Source organism: Micromonospora sp. NPDC005206 (assembly GCF_040608175.1).
In the GTDB taxonomy this organism is placed as follows: Bacteria; Actinomycetota; Actinomycetes; order Mycobacteriales; family Micromonosporaceae; genus Micromonospora.
The window spans coordinates 13,577-32,293 of the sequence record NZ_JBEXHU010000006.1 but is presented as its reverse complement, the minus strand read 5'-3'; the positions used below and the strand labels follow the sequence as shown (position 1 = coordinate 32,293).

General features: G+C 72.3%; 16 protein-coding genes. 11 read left to right on the top strand and 5 right to left on the bottom strand.

Annotated features, from left to right (window positions below):
- Position 1 precedes the first annotated feature (1 nt).
- The 6 genes from ABZU69_RS10190 to ABZU69_RS10165 all read left to right on the top strand — a co-directional run bounded on the left by ABZU69_RS10190 (position 2) and on the right by ABZU69_RS10165 (position 7,487).
- A complete protein-coding gene (locus tag ABZU69_RS10190) occupies positions 2-1,939 on the top strand; it encodes a fumarate reductase/succinate dehydrogenase flavoprotein subunit (protein WP_354964054.1) in 1,938 nt (645 codons plus the stop codon).
- Complete coding sequence (locus ABZU69_RS10185) at positions 1,936-2,700, top strand: succinate dehydrogenase/fumarate reductase iron-sulfur subunit (protein ID WP_354964053.1); 765 nt, start codon at positions 1,936-1,938, stop codon at positions 2,698-2,700. Before ABZU69_RS10190 ends, ABZU69_RS10185 begins: the two co-directional genes overlap by 4 nt.
- 318 nt (positions 2,701-3,018) lie before the next feature.
- A complete protein-coding gene (locus ABZU69_RS10180; protein ID WP_354964052.1) occupies positions 3,019-4,203 on the top strand; it encodes a zinc-dependent alcohol dehydrogenase in 1,185 nt (394 codons plus the stop codon).
- Positions 4,200-5,129: an SDR family NAD(P)-dependent oxidoreductase gene (locus ABZU69_RS10175; protein WP_354964051.1), complete on the top strand. Its 930-nt coding sequence runs from the start codon at positions 4,200-4,202 to the stop codon at positions 5,127-5,129. Before ABZU69_RS10180 ends, ABZU69_RS10175 begins: the two co-directional genes overlap by 4 nt.
- Before the next feature lie 85 nt (positions 5,130-5,214).
- The gene (locus ABZU69_RS10170; protein ID WP_354964050.1) at positions 5,215-6,225 is read left to right on the top strand and encodes a serine hydrolase; all 1,011 of its coding nucleotides are present in this window, start codon (positions 5,215-5,217) and stop codon (positions 6,223-6,225) included.
- Between the two features lie 113 nt (positions 6,226-6,338).
- Positions 6,339-7,487: an MBL fold metallo-hydrolase gene (locus ABZU69_RS10165; protein ID WP_354964049.1), complete on the top strand. Its 1,149-nt coding sequence runs from the start codon at positions 6,339-6,341 to the stop codon at positions 7,485-7,487.
- Here ABZU69_RS10165 and dgt read toward each other — a convergent pair.
- Entirely contained in the window at positions 7,484-8,995 is a 1,512-nt protein-coding gene (dgt, locus tag ABZU69_RS10160; RefSeq protein WP_354964048.1) for a dGTP triphosphohydrolase, read from the bottom strand. The two genes, ABZU69_RS10165 and dgt, sit on opposite strands and share 4 nt — an antisense overlap.
- A gap of 171 nt (positions 8,996-9,166) precedes the next feature.
- Here dgt and ABZU69_RS10155 point away from each other — a divergent pair, with 171 nt between their 5' ends.
- From ABZU69_RS10155 to ABZU69_RS10145, 3 genes are all read left to right on the top strand, one after another.
- Entirely contained in the window at positions 9,167-11,683 is a 2,517-nt protein-coding gene (locus tag ABZU69_RS10155) for a Tex family protein (protein WP_354964047.1), read from the top strand.
- A 365-nt stretch (positions 11,684-12,048) separates the two neighbouring features.
- Positions 12,049-12,933 (top strand): aminoglycoside phosphotransferase family protein, encoded by an 885-nt coding sequence (locus tag ABZU69_RS10150; protein ID WP_354964328.1) that lies wholly within the window; start codon positions 12,049-12,051, stop codon positions 12,931-12,933.
- A 34-nt stretch (positions 12,934-12,967) separates the two neighbouring features.
- Positions 12,968-13,435: a hypothetical protein gene (locus tag ABZU69_RS10145; protein WP_354964046.1), complete on the top strand. Its 468-nt coding sequence runs from the start codon at positions 12,968-12,970 to the stop codon at positions 13,433-13,435.
- On the opposite strand, the gene ABZU69_RS10140 is transcribed toward ABZU69_RS10145, so the two are convergent.
- Complete coding sequence (locus ABZU69_RS10140; protein ID WP_354964045.1) at positions 13,365-14,033, bottom strand: DUF389 domain-containing protein; 669 nt, start codon at positions 14,031-14,033, stop codon at positions 13,365-13,367. The two genes, ABZU69_RS10145 and ABZU69_RS10140, sit on opposite strands and share 71 nt — an antisense overlap.
- Positions 14,034-14,069: 36 nt before the next feature.
- Here ABZU69_RS10140 and ABZU69_RS10135 point away from each other — a divergent pair, with 36 nt between their 5' ends.
- Positions 14,070-15,800, top strand: a complete 1,731-nt coding sequence (locus tag ABZU69_RS10135) for a Tex family protein (protein WP_354964327.1) — start codon at positions 14,070-14,072, stop codon at positions 15,798-15,800.
- 120 nt (positions 15,801-15,920) lie between these two features.
- On the opposite strand, the gene ABZU69_RS10130 is transcribed toward ABZU69_RS10135, so the two are convergent.
- Positions 15,921-16,895, bottom strand: coding sequence for an LCP family protein (locus tag ABZU69_RS10130; RefSeq protein ID WP_354964044.1), 975 nt, complete (start codon positions 16,893-16,895; stop codon positions 15,921-15,923).
- Between the two features lie 230 nt (positions 16,896-17,125).
- Between ABZU69_RS10130 and ABZU69_RS10125 the strand changes: the two genes are divergently transcribed.
- Positions 17,126-17,557, top strand: coding sequence for a hypothetical protein (locus tag ABZU69_RS10125; RefSeq protein WP_354964043.1), 432 nt, complete (start codon positions 17,126-17,128; stop codon positions 17,555-17,557).
- Here ABZU69_RS10125 and ABZU69_RS10120 read toward each other — a convergent pair.
- Positions 17,469-18,116, bottom strand: coding sequence for a DUF389 domain-containing protein (locus ABZU69_RS10120; RefSeq protein ID WP_354964042.1), 648 nt, complete (start codon positions 18,114-18,116; stop codon positions 17,469-17,471). The genes ABZU69_RS10125 and ABZU69_RS10120 overlap by 89 nt on opposite strands.
- A 24-nt stretch (positions 18,117-18,140) precedes the next feature.
- Positions 18,141-18,512 carry a hypothetical protein gene (locus tag ABZU69_RS10115; protein ID WP_354964041.1) on the bottom strand — a complete coding sequence of 124 codons (372 nt, stop codon included), beginning with the start codon at positions 18,510-18,512 and terminating at the stop codon, positions 18,141-18,143.
- Between the last annotated feature and the right edge of the window lie 205 nt (positions 18,513-18,717).

Genomic DNA, 18,717 nt, shown 5'->3' with positions numbered 1-18,717 from the left:
CATGGAACTCTTCACCGAGGGCGACCCGATCGCCGACACCAAGGCTCCCACCGGCCCGATCGAGAAGCGCTGGGACACCCGACGCTTCGAGGCCAAGCTGGTCAACCCCGCGAACCGCCGCAAGATGACGGTGATCGTGGTCGGCACCGGCCTGGCCGGCGGCTCGGCCGCGGCCACCCTGGCCGAGCAGGGCTACCACGTCAGGTCCTACTGCTACCAGGACAGCCCCCGCCGGGCGCACTCGATCGCGGCGCAGGGCGGCATCAACGCCGCGAAGAACTACCGCAACGACGGCGACTCGGTGCACCGACTGTTCTACGACACCGTCAAGGGCGGCGACTTCCGCTCCCGGGAGTCGAACGTGCACCGGCTGGCCGAGGTGTCGGTCAACATCATCGACCAGTGCGTCGCCCAGGGCGTGCCGTTCGCCCGCGAGTACGGCGGTCTGCTGGACACCCGCTCCTTCGGCGGCGCCCAGGTGCAGCGCACCTTCTACGCCCGGGGGCAGACGGGCCAGCAACTGCTGCTCGGCGCGTACCAGGCGCTGGAGCGGCAGATCGGCCTCGGCAACGTGGAGATGAACGCCCGGCACGAGATGCTGGAGCTCGTCATCGTGGACGGCAAGGCCCGCGGCATCGTGGTCCGCGACCTGGTCACCGGCGAGATCAGCACCGAGATGGCCGACGCCGTCGTGCTCGCGTCCGGCGGCTACGGCAACGTCTTCTACCTCTCCACCAACGCCAAGGGCTGCAACGTCACCGCCACCTGGCGGGCGCACCGCAAGGGCGCGTACTTCGCCAACCCCTGTTACACGCAGATCCACCCGACCTGCATCCCAGTCTCCGGCGACCACCAGTCGAAGCTGACCCTGATGAGCGAGTCGCTGCGCAACGACGGCCGGGTCTGGGTGCCGAAGACCAAGGGCGACGACCGCAACCCCCAGGACATCCCGGAGGACGAGCGGGACTACTACCTGGAGCGGATCTACCCCTCCTTCGGCAACCTGGTCCCCCGCGACATCGCCTCCCGCGCCGCGAAGAACGTCTGCGACGAGGGACGCGGCGTCGGGCCGACCAAACTCGGTGTCTACCTCGACTTCGCCGACGCGATCGGCCGGCTGGGCCGCAAGGCCATCGAGGCCAAGTACGGCAACCTCTTCGAGATGTACGAGCGGATCACCGGCGAGGACCCGTACGAGGTGCCGATGCGGATCTACCCCGCCGTGCACTACACGATGGGTGGTCTCTGGGTCGACTACGACCTCCAGTCGAGCATCCCCGGCCTGTTCGTGATCGGCGAGGCGAACTTCTCCGACCACGGCGCGAACCGGCTCGGCGCCTCAGCGCTGATGCAGGGCCTGGCCGACGGCTACTTCGTGCTGCCGACCACGATCGCCAACTACCTGGCCTCGGGCCCGCTGGAGAAGGTCGACGCCAGCCACCCGGCGGCGGTCGAGGCGCGCGCCGATGTCGAGGACCGGATCCAGCGGCTGCTGGCGGTCAACGGCGACCGGACGGTGGACTCGTTCCACCGGGAGCTGGGCCAGATCATGTGGGAGCACTGCGGCATGGAGCGCAGCGAGGCCGGGCTGCGCAAGGCGATCGGCGAGATCCGTGCCCTGCGCGACCAGTTCTGGCAGCGGGTCCGGGTGTCCGGCAGCGGCGAGGAGCTCAACCAGTCGCTGGAGAAGGCCGGCCGGGTGGCCGACTTCTTCGAGCTGGCCGAGCTGATGTGCGTCGACGCCCTGCACCGCGAGGAGTCCTGCGGCGGCCACTTCCGGGCCGAGCACCAGACCCCGGACGGCGAGGCGCAGCGCGACGACGACCGGTTCGCGTACGTGGCGGCCTGGGAGTTCACCGCCACCGGTGAGCCGTCGGTGCTGCACAAGGAAGACCTGATGTTCGAATACGTCCACCCCACGCAGCGGAGCTACAAGTGAACCTGACCCTGCGCATCTGGCGCCAGAAGGGCCCTGAGGACAAGGGTCGGATGGTGACCTACAAGGTCGACGACGTGTCCCCGGACATGTCGTTCCTCGAGATGCTCGACGTGCTCAACGAGCGGCTGATCCTCGCCGGTGAGGACGCGGTGGCGTTCGACCACGACTGCCGCGAGGGCATCTGCGGCATGTGCGGCCTGATGATCAACGGTGACGCGCACGGGCCGCAGCGCGGCACCACCGCGTGCCAGCTGCACATGCGGCAGTTCACCGACGGCGAGACGATCGACATCGAGCCGTGGCGGGCCAGCGCCTTCCCGGTGATCAAGGACCTGGTGGTCAACCGGGGCGCCTTCGACAAGATCATCGCCGCCGGTGGCTACATCACCGCGCCGACCGGCAGCGCGCCCGAGGCGCACTCCACCCCGGTGGCCAAGGCCAACGCGGACGCCGCCTTCGAGTCGGCCGCCTGCATCGGCTGCGGCGCGTGTGTCGCCGCCTGCCCGAACGGCTCCGGCATGCTCTTCACCGCCGCCAAGCTCACCCAGCTCTCCCTGATGCCGCAGGGCCAGCCCGAGCGGTACACCCGGGTGATCGGCATGGTCGACGCGCACGACGAGGCCGGCTTCGGCGGCTGCACCAACGCCGGTGAGTGCACCCCGGCCTGCCCGAAGGGCATTCCGCTGAACACCATCGGCCGGCTCAACCGCGACTACCTCATGGCCACCTCGAAGCGGGGCGACAACACTCCGGGCTCCTGAGCCTGGTGTTCTTCGTGGTCGGGCTGGGGGCGACCGTCCGCGCGCCGGTCCCGGTTTTCTCAGGTACGTGATCACGCCGCTGGCCGGCACCCCTGGTGGGTGCCGGCCAGCGGCTCTTTCCGGCTGCGCTCGGCGCTGTGGGTGGCGCACGGGAGAGCAACTCGGGTTCCTGGAAGTCGGCGTATCCCCACGCCGGTGACACCCCGACACCATGCAAACCGAGTTGATCATCGGCGACCCGCCAACCACCCCGGACCGGTTCAAGTGCCGGAGCGCGGGTAGCAGTCCGGTAGGCGCACCGGAGAGGGGACGAACGGCATGAAGGCACTGACCTGGCAAGGCAAGCGGCACGTACGGGTCGAGGAGGTCCCGGACCCCCGGATCGAGGAGCCGACCGACGCGATCGTGAAGATCACCTCGACGGCGATCTGCGGCTCCGACCTGCACCTGCACGAGGTGCTGGGGCCGTACCTGAAGCCCGGCGACATCCTCGGCCACGAGCCGATGGGCATCGTCGAGGAGGTCGGGCCGGAGGTGACCCGACTCAAGCCCGGCGACCGGGTGGTCGTGCCGTTCAACATCTCCTGTGGCAGTTGCTGGATGTGCCAGCGCCAGCTCTACGCCCAGTGCGAGACCACCCAGGTCAGCAGCGAGGGCAAGGGCGCGGCGCTGTTCGGCTACACGTCGCTCTACGGCTCGGTCCCCGGCGGGCAGGCCGAGTACCTGCGCGTTCCGCAGGCTCAATTCGGGCCGATCACCATCCCGCAGACCGGCGCCGACGAGCGCTACCTCTACCTCTCCGACATCCTGCCCACCGCTTGGCAGGCGGTGAAGTACGCGGACACCCCGCCCGGGGGCACCCTGGCGGTGTTCGGGCTGGGCCCGGTCGGGCAGTTCTGCGCCCGGATCGGCCGCCACCTCGGCGCCGGCCGGGTGATCGGCCTGGACCTGGTGCCCGAGCGGCTGGAGCTGGCCCGCCGGCACGGCATCGAGGTGCTCGACGTCCGCGAACTCGACGACGTACCGGGCGCGCTGATCGACCTGGTCGACGGGCGCGGCCCGGACGCGGTGATCGACGCCGTCGGCATGGAAGCGCACGGCGCGCCGGTCGGCAAGCTGGCCCACGCCGCCGTCGGACTGCTGCCGGACAGGCTGGCCCAGACGATGACCGACCGGGTCGGCACGGACCGGCTCTCCGTCCTGCACGCCGCGATCAAGGCGGTCCGTCGCGGCGGCACCGTCTCGCTGTCCAGCGTCTACGGCGGCGAGGCGGACGCGATGCCGCTGATGGAGATGTTCGACCGGGGCATCCAGCTGCGGATGGGGCAGTGCCACGTGCGCCGGTGGACCGACGAGATCCTGCCACTGCTCGCCGGTGATGACGACCCGCTGGGCGTCGAGGATCTGCACACCCATCGGGTACCGCTGGCCAGGGCGCCGCAGGCGTACGAGATGTTCAAGAAGAAGGAGGACGGCTGCATCAAGGTTGTGCTCGCTCCGTGAGCCGGGTCGTGGTGATCGCCGGCGCGACCAGCGGGATCGGCCGGGCGACGGCCCGGGCGTTCGCCGAGCGCGGCGACCGCCTCGTCCTCGCCGCCCGCGCCACACAGACCCTGGCCGACGTACGCGCGGAGTGCGCCGACGTCGACGTGCTGACCGTGCCCACCGACGTCACCGAGCCGGGCGCGCTGGAGGCGCTCGCGGGCGCCGCGGCCGACCGGTTCGGCCGCATCGACGTCTGGGTGCCCACGGCCGCCGTCATGGCCTACGGACGCTTCGACGAGCTGCCGGAGCGGGTCTTCGACCAGGTGGTGCGCACCGATCTGCTGGCCGCGGCCGACTCGGCGCGGGTGGCGTTGCGGCACGTCCGGGCCACCGGGACCGGCACCCTGATCCTCACCAGCTCGGTGCTCGGGCACATCACCGCGCCGTACATGAGCGCCTACGTGACCAGCAAGTGGGGGTTGCAGGGGCTGGTCCGGACGCTGCAGCAGGAGCTGCGCGACAGCCCGCGGATCCGGCTGTGCCTGGTCAACCCGGGCAGCGTGGACACCCCGGTGTACCAGCAGGCGGCCAACTACCTGGGCCGGGTCGGCCGGCCTCCACCGCCGGTCACCAGCTCCCAGCGGGTGGCCCGGGCCATCGTGGACTGCGTGGACCGGCCCCGCCGGGAGGTCTCCGTGGGCCGGCTGAACGTGGTGCTGCGCGCCGGCTTCACCGTGCTGCCCGGCGTGTACGACGTCCTGGTCGGACCGTTGATGCGGTTGGCCGGCCTGAGCGGGCGGCCGGTCGACGCGCACGACGGCACGGTCTTCGCCCCGAACCCGGCCGGCGAGGCGGTGCGCGGCGGTCACCTGCCTGACCTGCGGCAGCTCGCTCGCAGCGTGCCCGGGTCGGTGGGCGCCGTGCTGCGTCGGCGGCTCGGCTGAGCGGTCGGGGGGCGCCTTGCATCGATCAACTCGCCTAGGGTGGTGGTCCGGCAAGCGCTCCGGCGCACCACGATGGGGGAGACGATTGACCATCCGACTGAACCGCAGGACCGCACTCGGGCTGGGCACGGTGGCCACCGCCGGTACGGTGCTCGGCGCCGCCGGCCCGGCGAGCGCCGCCGCTACGACCGAACCCAGCCCAACCACCCCGGCCCAGGCCGCCCGCCGCGTCGCCGCCGCCTACACCCGGTTCAGCACCGCGGCCGGCGGCAACTGGCAGGCGTACGTCAGCGTGGCCGACCCGGCCGGAGCGCCCGTGGTCGCGGTGGCGGCCGAGGCGGACCGGCGGATCGAGGCGTACAGCGTCAACAAGATCGCGGTCGCCACGGCGGTGCTCGACAAGGTCGACCGGGGGCTGCTCACCCTGGACCAGCGGGTCGAGGTGACGGCGGCGATCGTCGTTCCGGGCGGCGACGGCATCTTCAGCCTGGACGGCGCGTACCCGAGCAGCGTGACCCTCGGGCACGTGCTGGCCACCCTGCTGACCGTCTCCGACGACACGGCGGTGCGGCTGTGCGGGTCGGTCTGCCCGGCCGCCGAGCTCAACGCCATCCTGGTCGGCAAGGGCTTCCCGAACACCCAGGTCGAGCCGGTGGCCAACCCGAACCGGTTCTTCCTCGGCACCAGCACCCCCCGGGAGACGCACGACCTGCTGCGCGCCCTGGTCGCCGGCACCCTGCTCTCCCCCGCCTCGACGGCGTTCCTGCTCGGGCTGCTGCGCGCCCCGGTGGCGTTCACCGACGGCATCCGGCGCACCATGTCCTCCGACGAGCGGGCCCGGATCGCCACCAAGGCGGGCTGGTTCGCCGACGCCCGGCACGAGGCCGGAATCATCTTCGACCGGTCCGGCGCCGCGGTGCTCACCTACGCGCTGTTCGCCGACGGGCAGGCCGACCCGGACGACTTCGGCGCCACCCACCCGGCGGTGCAGGCCCGGGCCGCCATGGGCCCCCGGTTCCTCGCCGCGGTGGACCGGCTCGCCGGCGCCGGCACGGCGTACCGGATCGCGGCCCGGCGGCCCAGCAACGGCGGCTGAGCACGCACCCGGGCCGGCCGTCGTGGCGGCGTCCGGCCCGGTGCGGCGGCCGCCGGGGCACGAGCCGGCCCGGGTGACTACCGTGTAGTGCGGGACACAGCGGAGGGACGGCGATGGCACCAGCGGAACGCACGGACGTCGAGCGGTCGCTCGGGCGACGGATGGGCGGCGCGGCAGGGCTGGCCGCGCTGGCCGGCCTGGCCTGGGTGGCCCGGGACGTGCCGGCGGCACTGGGCGGCCGACTCGCCGGCGCCCGGGCCGACCGGGCGGCCCGCTCGCCCCAGTTTCGCGACGGCACCTTCCACAACCAGGCCGGCACCCGCACCATGGTCGCCGCCGAGCCGGGCCGCAACCTGCTCCGCGAACTGATCTTCGGCAAGCAGAAGCGCCGCCCGAGCACCTCGGTGCCGCTGCTGCGTCCGGCCGACGAGCCGGCCACCACCGGCACCGACCGGGAACTCGGCATCATCTGGTACGGCCACGCCTCGGCACTGGTGGAGATCGAGGGGTACCGGGTGCTCATCGACCCGGTGTGGAGCGAGCGCTGCTCACCCTCGGCCCTGGTCGGTCCCCGCCGGTTGCACGAACCGCCGGTACGCCTCGACGAGCTGCCCCGACTCGACGCGATCCTCATCTCCCACGACCACTACGACCACCTCGACATGGCCACCGTCCGGGAGCTGGTCGCCCGGCAGTCCGCGCCGTTCCTGGTGCCGCTGGGGGTGGGGGCACACCTGGACCGGTGGGGCGTACCGGCCGACCGGACCATCGAGCTGGACTGGTCGGACAGCCACCGGATCGACGGGCTGAAGGTCACCGCCACGCCGGCCCAGCACTTCTCCGGCCGGGGGCTGCGCCGTGACGGCACGCTCTGGAGTTCCTGGGTCATCGCGGGCAGGTCCCGCAAGGTCTTCTACACCGGCGACTCCGGCTACTTCGACGGGTACGCGGCGATCGGCGCGGAGCACGGGCCGTTCGACGTGACGCTGATGCAGATCGGCGCGTACGACCGGGCCTGGCCGAGCATCCACATGTTCCCCGAGGAGGCTGTCGACGCCCACCTCGACCTGCGCGGCGGGCTGTTCATCCCGGTGCACTGGGCGACGTTCAACCTGGCCCTGCACGACTGGTCCGAACCGGTGAACCGGCTGTGGGCCGAGGCGAAGGCCCGCGACGTGAGGCTTGCCGTCCCCCGCCCAGGCGAGCGCGTGGTGGTCGACGAACCACCCGCGGTGGACGGCTGGTGGCAGGCCGTCGCCTAAAGCACGAAGGCGTCGGTCCAGAGCGCACCGGAGCGGCCGGAGAGCGCGTCCAGCATGGCCACCGCCTGGCCGTCGGTGAGTTGCGCGACGAAGTCCACGATGGCCCGCCCCCGGGCCCGGCCGATCCGGTCCGACGTACGCGGATGCAGCTCCGCCTCGGCCAGCTCGACCAAGTCGTGCAGTCGCCGGGGCAACCGGGACTCCTCCTCCGGGTCGAGCAGCCACTCCCAGAGCGCCTCGACCAGGGTGCCCAGCAGCCGGGCCTGGCCGCGCTGGTGCAGGGCAAGGTCGGGGCGGGCCAGCACGAACCGGTGGTGGACGAACTTGAGCACCTGCACCTCGTGCCACTGGGCGCAGCCGAGCAGCACGTACCCGGAGCGCACCGACGGCTGATCGGTCACCGTGATCGCCTCGACGAAGCGGGTGGACCAGCGGGCGGAGAACCGGGCCACGTACTGCTCGGCCTCGATCGAACCGTCGAACGGCATCGCCAGCAGCCCCTCGACCAGCTCCTCCCGGACGTGCTCGACGGCGGCGGCGAAGGCGTCGTCGTCGGCGATCCAGGCGTCCTTGCGGTGCAGCTGCCGGCGCAGCCGCTCGATCGCCGCGCCGGGCCGACGGGCCGCGGTGGCCAGCGCCGCGTCGGTGATCGCCCGGAAGTGCCCGCTCTCCCGCTGCCAGGCCATCAGCTCGGCGGAGACCGCGCCCTGCTGGAGCACCCCGACCCGGTAGAAGTCCTCCACGTCGTGGATGGCGTACGCGATGTCGTCGGCGGTGTCCATCACCGACGCCTCCACGGTCTGCTGCCACTCCGGGATGCGGCCGGCGAACGGCTCCCGGGCCTGGCGCAGGTCGTCGAGCTCGGTCCGGTAGGCGCCGAACTTCGACGAGCCGCTCTCCGGGTCGTCCGGCGGTGGGGTGGCCCCCCGCGGCGGCGGGTCCAGCAGCCGGGGGTGCGGGTCGGGGTGGTCGAGGCGGGTCCACGGGTACTTCAGCATCGCCGCGCGGACCGCGGCGGTCAGGTCCAGCCCGGTGGTGGCCGCGCCGCGGATCTCGGTGCTGGTGACGATCCGGTACGACTGGGCGTTGCCCTCGAACCCGTCGCTGAGGCCGAGGCGTTGCCGGGCCAACCGGTCCAGCACCCGCTCCCCCAGGTGCCCGAACGGCGGGTGGCCCAGGTCGTGGGCGAGCGCCGCGGCCTCCACCACGTCCGGATCGCAGCCGCCGAGCTTGTCCAGCAGGTCACGCCACCGCTCGTCGCCGGTCAGCCGCTCGGCGATCGCCCGGGCCACCTGGGCGACCTTCAGGCTGTGGGTGAGCCGGTTGTGCACCAGCAGGCCGGAACCGACCGGGCTGATCACCTGGGTGACGCCCCCGAGGCGGGCGAAGAACGGCGAGCCGACGATCCGGTCCCGGTCGGCGCGGAACGGGTTGGGCGTGAGGTCGCCGAGGGCCCGGGCGCTGCCGCCGAAGAGCCGCCGGGCACGCGGCTCCGCAGCTGATTCCATGATCGCAACGCTAGCGCAGGCGCGGCGGGGTCGCCGCCGGGTCGCCCCGGCCGGGCGCGGCGGTTCAACCCCGCCGGGCGAGACGGATCAGCCTGGCCGGGCGCGGCGACAACGCCCGACACCGCCCGGCACAATGCAGGCGGTACCCACTTCCGAAGGCGGATCGAGATCGTGACCCAGTCTGTTCATCAGCGGATCGCCGACGAGCTCGGCGTGGCCGAGCGTCAGGTGCGGGCGGCCGTGGAGCTGCTCGACGGCGGCGCCACCGTGCCGTTCATCGCCCGCTACCGCAAGGAGGCCACCGGCCTGCTCGACGACACCCAGCTGCGCACCCTGGAGGAGCGGCTGCGCTACCTGCGCGAGCTGGACGAGCGGCGGGCCGCCGTCCTGGAGTCGATCCGCGGCCAGGGCAAGCTGGACGAGGCCCTGGAAGCGCAGATCATGGCCGCCGACTCGAAGTCCCGGCTGGAGGACATCTACCTGCCGTACAAGCCGAAGCGGCGGACCCGGGCGCAGATCGCCCGCGAGGCCGGGCTGGCGCCGCTGGCCGCGACGCTGCTGGCCGACCCCACCCAGGACCCGCGGGCCACCGCCGCCGGGTTCGTCGACCCGGAGAAGGGCGTCGCCGACGCCGCCGCCGCGCTGGAGGGCGCCCGGGCGATCCTGATCGAGACCTTCGCCGAGGACGCCGACCTGATCGGCACGCTGCGCGAGCAGATGTGGTCGCGGGGCCGGCTGGTCTCCCGGGTACGCGAGGGCCAGGAGACCGCTGGCGCCAAGTTCGCCGACTACTTCGACTTCTCGGAGCCGTACCCGAAGCTGCCCTCACACCGGATCCTGGCCATGTTCCGGGGCGAGAAGGAGGGCGTGCTCGACCTGACGATGGAACCGGAGGAGGCGGGCGAGGCGGACGCCGCGCCGACCGGCCCGAGCCGGTACGAGGCAGCCATCGCCGGCCGGTTCGGCGTGTCCGACGCCGCCCGCCCGGCCGACCGCTGGCTGGCCGACACGGTCCGCTGGGCCTGGCGTACCCGGATCCTCATCCACCTCGGCGCGGACCTGCGGATGCGGCTGTGGCAGGCGGCCGAGGAGGAGGCGGTACGGGTCTTCGCCATGAACCTGCGTGACCTGCTGCTCGCCGCGCCGGCCGGCTCCCGGTCCACGATGGGGCTGGACCCGGGCCTGCGGACCGGAGTCAAGGTGGCCGTGGTGGACGCCACCGGCAAGGTCGTCGCCACCGACACCATCTATCCACACGAGCCGCGCCGGCAGTGGGACGCCTCGATCGAGACCCTCGCCCGGCTGGCCGGCGCGCACGGGGTGGAGCTGGTGGCGATCGGCAACGGCACCGCCTCCCGGGAGACCGACAAGCTGGCCGGCGACCTGATCAAGCGGTTCCCGCAGCTCAACCTGACCAAGGTGGTGGTCTCCGAGGCCGGCGCGTCGGTCTACTCGGCCTCCGCGTACGCCTCTCAGGAGCTGCCGGGGATGGACGTGTCGCTGCGCGGCGCGGTCTCCATCGCCCGTCGGCTCCAGGACCCGCTCGCCGAGCTGGTCAAGATCGACCCACGGTCGATCGGGGTCGGCCAGTACCAGCACGACCTGTCCGAGGTGAAGCTGTCCCGGTCTCTGGACGCGGTGGTGGAGGACTGCGTCAACGCCGTCGGGGTGGACGTCAACACCGCCTCGGCGCCGCTGCTGACCAGGGTCTCCGGGATCGGCGCCGGGCTGGCCGAGAACATCGTGCTGCACCGGGACGCCAACGGGCCGTTCCGGTCGCGTACCGAGCTGAAGAAGGTGGCCCGGCTCGGGCCCAAGGCGTTCGAGCAGTGCGCCGGCTTCCTGCGCATCCCCGGCGGCGACGACCCGCTGGATTCCTCCAGCGTGCACCCCGAGGCGTACCCGGTGGTGCGCCGGATCCTCGCCAGCACCGGCCAGGACCTACGCTCCGTGATCGGTAGGAGCAGCATCCTGCGCGGGCTGCGGGCGACCGACTTCGTCGACGACCGGTTCGGCCTGCCGACCGTCACCGACATCCTGGCCGAGCTGGAGAAGCCGGGCCGCGACCCGCGGCCCGAGTTCCGCACCGCCACCTTCGTCGAGGGTGTGGAGAAGATCGGTGACCTGACTCCCGGCATGGTGCTGGAGGGCGTGGTCACCAACGTGGCCGCGTTCGGCGCGTTCGTGGACGTCGGGGTGCACCAGGACGGTCTGGTGCACGTCTCGGCGATGTCCCGGACCTTCGTCAAGGACCCCCGCGAGGTGGTGAAGTCCGGTGACGTCGTCCGGGTCAGGGTGCTGGACGTCGACGTACCCCGCAAGCGGATCTCGCTGACCCTGCGCTTGGAGGACGAGCCGGGGGCACCCGCCGGTACGCGGGACGGACAGGGCGCCCGCGGCGACCGGACCGGCCAGGACGGGCGCGGCGGACCGGCGCAGCGCGGGTCGCAGAGCGGACGCGGCGGGCCCGACCAGCGCGGCGGTCAAGGTGGTCGCGGCGGGCAAGGCGGAAGCGGCGGGCAGCAGCGGGGCGGTCAAGGCGGCCGTGGCGGTCAGGGTGGTCAGGGTGGCCGTGGCGGGCAGGGTGGCCGTGGCGGGCAGGGTGGCCGTGGCGGGCAGGCTGATCGCTCGGCGGCGCCGGCCAACGACGCGATGGCGGACGCCCTGCGCCGCGCCGGCCTGGCCTGACCGACCAGCGGGGCCGCACGCCTCGCCAGACCCGGCTCGGGATGTCGCCCCGCACGGGCGACATCCCGGGCGCCCCCGGCGCTCTGCTCACCTCAGTGGCCGGCCGGTCCAGTCCCCCGCGGCAACCTGTCGAGCTGCCCCATTTCTGGGGCAGAGGCCGTGTGGTGGCCCAGATCTGGGGCGGAGGCCACGTGGTGGTCCAGATCTGGGGCAGAGCCATGTGGTGGTCCAGATCGGGGGCAGCTCGACAGGAGACTCAAGGCGTCGGAGGGGAAAGGGTGGGCCCCATTGGGGAAGGGGCGGGCCTCGAGAAAGAAATGGGGTCGCCCGGCCCCGGAGTGGTGAGTGATGATCTCGCGGTGAAGATGCATGCCGACCAGGTCGACGTCACCGCGGATGTCGTCGCCGCGCTGGTGGCCGAGCAGTTTCCCGAGTGGCGGGCGCTCCCCGTCCGTCCGCTCCCCACGACCGGCACGGTGAATGCCCTCTTCCGGCTCGGTGCGGGGATCGTCCTGCGGTTCCCCCTGCAACCAACGGCCGACACCGAGCTGCGCGCCGAGCTGCGGCGGGAGCAGGAGCACGCCCGGCTGCTCGGCCCGCACCTGCCGATCGCGGTGCCCGAACCGCTCGGCCTCGGCGAGCCGGGCGAGGGGTATCTCGGGCCGTGGACGGCGTACCGCTGGATCCCCGGCGAGCCGACCCAGCCAAGCCGGGTCGACGACCTGGGCGCCTTCGCCCGTGACCTGGCCGGCGTTGTCATCGCCCTGCATGGCATCGACACCGGCGGTCGGGCCTGGCCGGGGTTCGGCCGGGGCGGACCGCTGGCCGCCCAGGATGTCGGGGTGCGGTCAGCCCTCGCCAGCAGTGGCCAGCTCACCGACACCGCCCGGCTCGCCGAGGTGTGGGACCGCTGCCGGGACGCTCCCCGGCACGACGCCGGTGACGTGTGGATCCACGCCGACCTGATGCCGGGCAACCTGCTGGTCCGTGACGGGCGACTGGCCGCGGTCATCGACTTCGAAACGGTCAACATGGGCGATCCGGCGGTGGACCTGATGTCGGCGTGGAACCTGTTCGACGCCGGGTCGCGGGAGAGGTACCGGCGGGCGCTCGGCGTGGACGATGCGACCTGGGAACGCGGGCGCGGCTGGGCGCTGGTACAGGCGATCAACGCGCTGCCGTACTACGTCGAGACCAACCCGGTGATGGCCGCCATCGCCCGGCGCACCCTGCTCGCCGTACTCGACTGAGCCGGGCCACACGCGCGGGCGTACCGTCGGCGTCGTGAGTGAGCGGGACGGCCGGGAGTGGCGGGAGCGCCAGCGGCAGGCGGTGCGGGCGCACGCCGACGCGGACGCGCGGCGGCGGGCCGCCGAGCAGGCCGAGGCGGCGGAGTTGGTGGCCTGGTTCGTGGCCGAGGCGACCCGGCGGGGGCTGCCCACCACCCGGCTGATCGCCCGGGGCTACGACGGGCGCGGGCGCTACCGGACCCGGCTGACCGGCTGGTACGTCGACCGGGCCGGAACCCGGGCGGTGGACGTGGCCGGACGGTTCCACCTGCTGACCGTGCAGGGCGGTCTGCGAGCCCGGCTGTTCGGCGTCGACCCGCAGCCCAGCCCGGCGCCGCTGGTCATCGGGGCGGGCGGCCGAGACGGCGAGTCGATCCCGTTGCGGACCCTGCTCACCCGGCTGCTGGGCGACGGGACCGACGGGCCACGTTCCACCACGAGACCTGCTGCACCACGAGGGTGAGCAGCCCGGCCAGGACGATGGCGCACAGGTTGATCACCAGTTGGAGGGCCGACCCGGCCGCCTCGTGCCAGACCCCGTAGGCGGCGGCCACCGCCACGTTCGCCGCAGCCGGCACCGTGGTCACCGAGATCAGCACCCCGACCAGGCTGCCCGACTTCTTCGAGGTCAACGAGAGCATGCCGGCCACCCCGGCGAGCAGGCCGACCACCCAGGACAGCGCGTCCGGTCGCCAGATGAAGTCGGTGAGCGGGCGGTCGGCGAGCAGCATCTCCCGGTTGACCAGGCCGACGGCGGTCAGCGCCCAGGTGCTCAACACGGTCGCCACCATGGCGGTCAGGAAGCCAACCGAGAGGGCCTGCACCGAGCGGCCGATCACCCCGAGCCGGCGGCGCAGCAGCGCCACGCAGAGCGCGGCGAGGGGGCCGAACTCCGGACCCACCACCATCGCACCGACGATGAGGATCGGCTGGTCCAGTAGCACGCCGATACCGGCGATCATGGTGGCGACGATGAGCAGCACCAGGTAGGTGCCGGACAGCTCGGTCTGCTCACCGGTCTTCGCCGCTTCTCCGAGCCGTACCCGAAGCTGCCCTCGCACCGGATCCTGGCCATGTTCCGGGGCGAGAAGGAGGGCATGCTCGACCTGACCATGGAACCGGAGGAGGCCGGCGAGGCGGACGCCGCGCCGACCGGCCCGAGCCGGTACGAGGCGGCCATCGCCGGCCGGTTCGGCGTGTCCGACGCCGGCCGCCCGGCCGACCGCTGGTTGGCCGACACGGTCCGCTGGGCCTGGCGCACCCGGGTCCTCATCCACCTCGGCGCGGACCTGCGGCTGCGGCTGTGGCAGGCGGCCGAGGAGGAAGCGGTACGGGTCTTCGCCACCAACCTGCGCGATCTCCTGCTCGCCGCGCCGGCCGGCACCCGACCCACGATGGGGCTGGACCCGGGCCTGCGTACCGGGGTGAAGGTCGCCGTCGTGGACGCCACCGGCAAGGTGGTCGCCACCGACACGATCTACCCGCACGAGCCGCGCCGGCAGTGGGACGCCTCGATCGAGACCCTCGCCCGGCTGGCCGGGGCGCACGGCGTCGAGCTGGTCGCCATCGGCAACGGCACCGCCAGTCGGGAGACCGACAAGCTCGCCGGCGAGCTGATCAAGCGGTACCCGCAGCTCAACCTCACCAAGGTGGTGGTCTCCGAAGCCGGCGCGTCGGTCTACTCCGCCTCTGCGTACGCCTCGCAGGAGCTGCCCGGGATGGACGTGTCGCTGCGCGGCGCGGTCTCCATCGCCCGCCGCCTGCAGGACCCGCTCGCCGAGCTGGTCAAGATCGACCCGCGTTCGATCGGCCTCGGGCAGTACCAGCACGACCTGTCCGAGGTGAAGCTGTCGCGCTCACTGGACACGGTGGTCGAGGACTGCGTCAACGCGGTCGGCGTCGACGTCAACACCGCCTCGGCTCCCCTGCTGACCCGGGTCTCCGGCATCGGCAACGGGCTGGCGGAGAACATCGTGCTCCACCGGGACGCCAACGGCCCGTTCCGTTCCCGATCCGAGCTGAAGAAGGTGGCCCGGCTCGGCCCGAAGGCGTTCGAGCAGTGCGCCGGCTTCCTGCGCATCCCCGGCGACGACGATCCGCTGGACTCCTCCAGCGTCCACCCGGAGTCGTACCCGGTGGTGCGCCGGATCCTCGCCACCACCGGGCAGGACCTGCGTTCCCTGATCGGGAAGTCGGCGATCCTGCGCGGGCTGAAGGCCACCGACTTCGTCGACGACACCTTCGGCCTGCCCACCGTCACCGACATCCTGGCCGAACTGGAGAAGCCGGGGCGCGACCCGCGGCCGGCCTTCAAGACGGCCACCTTCGCCGAGGGCGTGGAGAAGATCGGCGACCTGGTCCCCGGCATGCTGTTGGAGGGCGTGGTCACGAACGTGGCGGCGTTCGGCGCGTTCGTCGACGTCGGAGTGCACCAGGACGGTCTGGTGCACGTTTCGGCGATGTCGCACACCTTCGTCAAGGACCCGCGCGACGTGGTGAAGTCCGGCGACGTGGTCCGGGTCAAGGTGCTCGACGTCGACGTGCCGCGCAAGCGGATCTCGCTGACCCTGCGGCTGGAGGACGAGGCGTCCTCCGGCGACGGCCGGCCGCAGCCGGAGGGCGGACGCCGCGAGCGCGGCGGTGCGCGTGGCGACCAGGCCGGGACCCGCGGCGGACAGAGCGGCTCGCGCGGCGACCGGGGTGTCGCGAGGGGCGATCGCGGCGGCGGTCGGGGCGGACCGCAGCAGCAGCAGGGCCGCGGCGGCTCCGCCCCGCCGCCGACCAACGACGCGATGGCCAACGCCCTTCGCCGGGCCGGTCTGGCCTGACGGATCACCGTCGCGTCGGGCCCCTCTGAGCGGGCCACGCCGGCCGGACCCGGGGCGATCTGCTGGAGTGCTGCCGGGCCCACCGTCGAAGTGGGTCCGGCACCTCCCCACGGGGCTCGGTCAGTTCGGGGAGTTACGAGCGTCCGGGTTCTCAGCCAGCCATTCGTCCATGGTGTCGTTCTTGATCGCCGCGAAGAGCTTCGCCGAGGCCGCCATGTCGGGGAAGAGCACGCTCTGGTCGCCGACCATCCCCACGCCAGTTGTGGGGCTGGTCAACATGGTGACGTCCCCGGCGCTGACGCCACGCAGGTTCCAGATGGTGTCGAAGACCGACAGCTCTTGGTCGACCTGCACGGCGCTGGCGGTCGCCCGGAGGAAGTCGTTGAGCTGCGCGGGGTTCGTGAGGATGCCCGTGCGGCTGGCCTTCTGCATCACCGCGCTGATGATGGCCTGCTGGTGGCGCATCCGGCTGTAGTCGCCGTCGGCGAACTGCTTGCGCTGCCGTGCGTAGTCCAAGGCGACGGTGCTGTCCATGTGATGGACTCCCGGCTGGTAGACCCGTCCGTTTGACACCTCGGAGGTAAAGGGAACGTCGACGTTGACATCCACACCGCCAAGCGCGTCGATGACCTTTCCGAAGCCGGCGAAGTCCACCACGACGACGTGGTCGATGCGTACTCCGGTGAAGCCCTCGATCGTCCGGACCAGCAGGGGCGTCCCGCCCCAGGCGTACGCGGCATTGATCTTGTCCTTCCTCGGACCGCCGCCGTCCACGGGGAGGGACGCCGGGATGGTGGTCCAGGTGTCCCGCGGGATCGAGATGACCTGCGCCCGGTCCCGGCTGTGCGGCACGTGGACCAGCATGATGGCGTCGGTACGCGAGACCGTGTCCCCCGGCGCGGACTGATCCTTGCCGACGATGAGGAAATTGAGCGCGGAATCCGCGGCCCGGACCGGTCGCTGCTCCTCCTGCAGCCCGTTGAAGGCGTCCACCTTCTCGACCTGCTTCTCCAGTGACCGCACGTAGAGCCACCCGCCGACCCCACCGCCGCCGACCACCAGCAGCAGCACGAGGGCGGCGACGAGGATGATCACCCGGGCCCACCGGCTCCTGGGCAACCACCGTCGACGTCGCCGTCGACCGGTGTCGTCGCCCCGCGGATTCCACGGCGGTCGGGACGACCGCCCTATCTCGCCAGGATGAACCTGCTCCACCATGAATCCGGACATTACCCGCTAAAGGCGATGCAGGCAGTTGAACCGGTGTATGGCCAGTACGGGCTTGCGGGAGGGGCGAGCGACAGCGCATCGCGTACCGTCCAGACGTGGAGGACAACGGCCCGACATGGCACGAGCAGCGGCAGCGGGCAGTGCGGGCCCGCGCGGCGGCCGAGGAGCGGCGCCGCGCGGCCGAACAGGCCGAGGCCGCGGAACTCGTCGCCCGGTTCGCGGCCGAAGCGACCCGGCGCGATCTGCGCACCGTGCCGCTGGCCGCCCAGCCTCACGACGGCCCCGGTCGTTACCGGACCCGGCTCACCGGGTGGTACATCGACCGGGCCCGGTCCCGGGCGGTCGACGCCGACGGACGGTTCTACCTGCTGACCGTCCCGGCCAGCCTGCGGGCCCGGCTGCTCGGCGCCGACCCGCGCCCGCAACCGCCGCCGCTGGTCATCGGAGCGGGCGGTCGGGATGGCGAATCCGTCCCCCTGCGGACGCTGCTCCATCGTCGGCTGGAGGGCGGGGACGCCTGGGAGTGATCGGCCCGGTGGTGCGGCGAGCCACATTCCACCACCACAGCTGTTGCAGGGCCAGGGTCACGAGGCCGGCGAGGACGATGGCGCAGAGGTTGATGACCAACTGAAGCGCCGACCCGGCCGCCTCGTGCCAGACCCCGTACGCGGCGGCGACGGCGACGTTCGCGGCCGCGGGCACGGTAGTGACCGAGATCAGCACCCCGACGAGTGACCCAGACTTCTTCGAGGTGAGCGAGAGCATCCCGGCGACCCCGGCCAGCAGGCCGACCACCCAGGAGAGCGCGTCGGGCCGCCAGATGAAATCGGTCAGGGGCCGCTCGGTGAGCAGCATCTCCCGGCTGACGAGACCGGCGGCGGTGAGCGCCCAGGTGCTCAGCACCGTGGCGACCATGGCGACCAGGAACCCGACCACGAGGGCTTGCACCGACCGCACGATGATCTTCGCCCTGCGCCGCAGCAGCGCGACGCAGAGTGCGGCGAGCGGACCGAACTCGGGGCCGACCACCATCGCACCGACGATGAGGATGGGCTGATCGAGGAGCACGCCGATTCCGGCGATCATGGTGGCGACGACGATCAGGACCAGCTAGGTCCCGGACAGTTCCGTCTGCTCACCGGTCTTGGCGGCGATCTCGTCCCAGACCAGCGCGTCGGCGCCGCTGCCCGGAGCGTCCCGGGCGGCCCGATCGGCGGCGGTCGACAGGGTCAACTCCACATCCACGGCGGCGATCCCACCGCGGGCCTCGACCCCCAACTGCCGGAGTCCGTGCAGCACGCCGTCCGCACTCTCCCGCACGACGTCACAGAGGATCAGGTCGCCCGCGGGCTGGCGGCCGGCTCCGTTGAGCACAGCCAGGTGGGTGACCCCGGGATCCGCGGCCAGCAGGTCGGCCACCGCCGCCGACTGGTCGGCGGGAGCGATGATCCTCAGGTGCAGCATGCCTCCCCCATCCGCCATTCGGCGACATCGTGGTCGGCCCACTCTACGGGGCAGTTTCCCGGGCATCGAACACCGACTCGGCCGCCCTCCAGCCTGCGCCCACCGTGGATGATCGCCGCGTCGAGGGTGCATCACTTATCCCCCCAAATATGGCGATACCGCCACTGGTCGACATTCTCCTCGTTAGCCTCAAAAGAACATTCCAGCGGGTCGGACGCGCATG

What these genes read in the sequence shown, in the direction of transcription:
- ABZU69_RS10120 (WP_354964042.1), bottom strand. Translation starts at nt 18,116, where the DNA reads ATGATCGCCGGAATCGGCGTGCTCCTCGATCAGCCCATCCTCATCGTC.
- ABZU69_RS10115 (WP_354964041.1), bottom strand. Translation starts at nt 18,512, where the DNA reads ATGGCGGATGGGGGAGGCATGCTGCACCTGAGGATCATCGCTCCCGCC.
- ABZU69_RS10135 (WP_354964327.1), top strand. Translation starts at nt 14,070, where the DNA reads ATGCTCGACCTGACCATGGAACCGGAGGAGGCCGGCGAGGCGGACGCC.
- ABZU69_RS10165 (WP_354964049.1), top strand. Translation starts at nt 6,339, where the DNA reads ATGGCACCAGCGGAACGCACGGACGTCGAGCGGTCGCTCGGGCGACGG.
- ABZU69_RS10180 (WP_354964052.1), top strand. Translation starts at nt 3,019, where the DNA reads ATGAAGGCACTGACCTGGCAAGGCAAGCGGCACGTACGGGTCGAGGAG.
- ABZU69_RS10190 (WP_354964054.1), top strand. Translation starts at nt 2, where the DNA reads ATGGAACTCTTCACCGAGGGCGACCCGATCGCCGACACCAAGGCTCCC.
- dgt (WP_354964048.1), bottom strand. Translation starts at nt 8,995, where the DNA reads ATGGAATCAGCTGCGGAGCCGCGTGCCCGGCGGCTCTTCGGCGGCAGC.
- ABZU69_RS10150 (WP_354964328.1), top strand. Translation starts at nt 12,049, where the DNA reads ATGCATGCCGACCAGGTCGACGTCACCGCGGATGTCGTCGCCGCGCTG.